The sequence below is a fragment of the Dactylosporangium maewongense genome (assembly GCF_039531485.1).
GTDB classification, from domain to species: domain Bacteria; phylum Actinomycetota; class Actinomycetes; order Mycobacteriales; family Micromonosporaceae; genus Dactylosporangium; species Dactylosporangium maewongense.
Genome location: NZ_BAAAQD010000087.1, coordinates 1 through 1,937, shown reverse-complemented (window position 1 = coordinate 1,937; position 1,937 = coordinate 1). Strand labels below are relative to the sequence as shown.

The 1,937-nt window shown below is 69.5% G+C and carries 2 protein-coding genes; both read right to left on the bottom strand.

Annotation, left to right across the window (positions count from 1 at the left end):
- Positions 1–12: 12 nt before the first annotated feature.
- On the bottom strand, positions 13–1,392 hold the full coding sequence (tnpB, locus tag ABD332_RS59805; RefSeq protein WP_344516076.1) for an IS607 family element RNA-guided endonuclease TnpB: 1,380 nt from the start codon (positions 1,390–1,392) through the stop codon (positions 13–15).
- The coding region (locus ABD332_RS59800) for an IS607 family transposase (protein WP_344516074.1) at positions 1,389–1,937 on the bottom strand (549 nt) is incomplete at its 5' end. The genes ABD332_RS59800 and tnpB, both read right to left, overlap by 4 nt.

Sequence of the window (1,937 nt, the reverse complement as noted above, 5' to 3'; positions counted from 1 at the left end):
CTCCGTTATCTTTCAGTGCGCTTTGGCGAGCACACGATCGATAGCCCCGCCTTGCGGTGGGACAGTCCCGGTCTTAACGGCGGATGCCGTGCCGGGTTGACGCTTCGCAGCCACCTGCCCGCGTGCGCGGGTCTTCTGGTCGGCTCCACGTCCAGCCACCGAGCCACTCCCGGCGGTGTCGAACTGAGCCGCTAGAGCGGCCAGATTCAGCGCGGCGTTATGGTCGCGGTCGACGACCAGACCGCACGCCTGGCAGACGAATTCACGCTCGTGCAGGGCGAGTTTGGTTTTCACCGCGCCGCAGCCCGAGCAGGTTTTCGAGGATGGATACCAGCGGTCGGCGACCAGCAGCCGGCCGCCGTTCCAGGTGGTCTTGTATGCCAGCTGGCGACGGATTTCGGCGAAGCCAGCGTCGGTGATGTGCCGGGCCAGGCGCCGGTTGGCCAGCATGCCGGTGACGTTGAGGTCTTCGACCACGACGGTGCCGTGCTCACGGGCGAGGCCGGTGGTGAGCTTGTGCAGCCCGTCGCGGCGCAGGTTCGCCACACGTGCGTGCACACGGCCGAGCCGGGTCGCTGCCCGCTGCCATCGTCTCGAGGCGTGCTGGCCGGTGCGCCGGTCCGGGCCGGTCTTGCGCGACAGCGCCCGGCCGAGCGCCCGCATCCGCTGCTGTGCAGCGACAAGGTGGCGCGGATTGTCGACCAGCTCACCGGTGGACAGCACCGCGAGGTGCTTGATGCCGACGTCCACGCCGACCACCGACTTCGGCCGCACCGGTTGCCGTTCGGCGCGCTGAACTTCGACGGTGAACGACGCATGCCAGCATCTACCGTCACGCCGCACGGTCGCCGACATGATCCGCGCGGTCTCGGCCTCGATGCGCCGAGCGAGCTTACGGGCGGACTCGTGCAGCTTCAACCGGCCCAGGCGAGGCAGAACAACGTGCATGCGGTCGGGCTCGATCCGGATCGCGCCGGTGGTGAACCGCACTGACGGTGTGGTGCGGCGGCGCGACTTGAACTTCGGAAACCCGACCCGCCGCCCGGCCCGTTTGCCGGTGCGGGAGTCGGCCCAGTTCTTCAACGCTCCGGCGAGGGCGTCCAGGCCGGTGTTGAACGCTTCCTTGGACACCTCGGGCCACCACGGCGCGACGTCGGGCTTGGCGGCGTTCCACGCCTTGCGCAGCCCGGCCAGGGTCCACGGCAGCGATGGCGTCAGCAGTTCGTCCGGCATGCCGTAGGTGCGTTCCGCGGCGCGCTGGTCCATCACCGCCTTCACCCGGGCCAGTGCCCAGTTGTGTGCGACACGAGCTGCCCCGGCGTGGGCGAGGACGGCGCGTTCCTGAGCCGGGGTGAGGTCGAGCGCGAACCGGTACGCCTGGATCGTCTTCATGCCGGGTCCCTGGTCGCAGCCTCGACCGCGCGGCGGGCACGGTTCGCGGCAGCGCGGCGGCCGTACAGCCTGGCGCACAGCGACGTCAGGATCTCGGTGACATCGCGGACCAAGTCGTCATCGACCTCGGCCGGGTCGACCACCAGCAGGCGGCGGCCCTGCGCGGACAGGGCGGCTTCGACGTATTCCGCGCCGAACCGGGCGAACCGGTCCCGGTGCTCGACCACGATCGTCGACACCTGCGGGTCGTACAGCAGTGCGAGGAACTTCTTGCGGTGCCCATTCAGCGCGGAACCGACCTCGGTTACCACGCGGTCAACGGCGAGGTGCTGCCCGGTGGCCCAGGTAGTGACCCGCGCGACCTGCCGGTCCAGATCGGACTTCTGGTCGGCCGACGACACCCGGGCGTACACCACGGTCTGCCCGGACGTTGAAGCCGAGCCGGTCAGCGGTTCACCAATCATGATCAGGCGCCCAAGCCGGTATGCGGGAACGGGTAGCGTCCCGGTCTCGTAACGCCGGCGCGCGGTCGCGTACGAGATGCC